We start from the raw sequence: 645 nt of genomic DNA, 5'->3' as shown, positions 1-645 counted from the left end.
TCTCAACCGGCATCTCCGACGCTGTCTTTACGTTGCGCACAAAACGCAGGTAACTCGACTCATCGACATTGAACTCGGCAAACAATTTGTCGTTAGCTACGATGGTCGCCAGAATCGGAGCACTGGCGCCGGCATCCACCAAATTGCCCCGCGTCAATTCGGCGCGACTGATTCGACCCGAAATAGGCGCCTTAATTTGTGCGTACTCGAGATTAAGTGCAGCTTGATCCAGCTCCGCCTGCGCCTGCAACACCGCAGCATCTGAAACCTGCTGATTAGATAGGGCCGTGTCGTACACACTTTGTGCGACTAATTTTTTCTCGATCAACTGACTTACGCGCGCCAATTCATCCCCTGCTAAGCGAGCGCGACTTTGTGCCGTGGTTAACTGCGCCTTGGCTTGCTGAACCTGCGCTTGGTGCGGTCGCAAATCAATCACGAACAATGACTGCCCCTGCTTAACCAAATCACCTTCGGCAAACAGCACTTTCTCAATGCGGCCACTCACCTGAGGCTTTATGTGAACACTTTGCACCGGCGCCAGACGGCCAGAATAGCTGACCCAAGCGCGCACGGCCTCGGGCTGTAGCTCCAACAATTCAACGTGGGGCGGTGGTGGCGCCATGGGTTGCTCAGCAACACTTG

Annotated in this window: 1 protein-coding gene; it reads right to left on the bottom strand. The window is 54.9% G+C overall.

Going from position 1 to position 645, the window contains the following annotated elements; all coding sequences use genetic code 11:
- On the bottom strand, window positions 1-574 hold a 574-nt coding region (locus ACFQEU_RS17325), incomplete at its 3' end, for an efflux RND transporter periplasmic adaptor subunit (RefSeq protein WP_379784170.1).
- Between the last annotated feature and the right edge of the window lie 71 nt (window positions 575-645).

Source organism: Halorubrum tibetense (genome assembly GCF_042661865.1).
In the GTDB taxonomy this organism is placed as follows: Archaea; Halobacteriota; Halobacteria; order Halobacteriales; family Haloferacaceae; genus Halorubrum; species Halorubrum tibetense.
The sequence above is the reverse complement of the archived record's forward strand: the minus strand, read 5'-3'. Positions and strand labels throughout refer to the sequence as shown.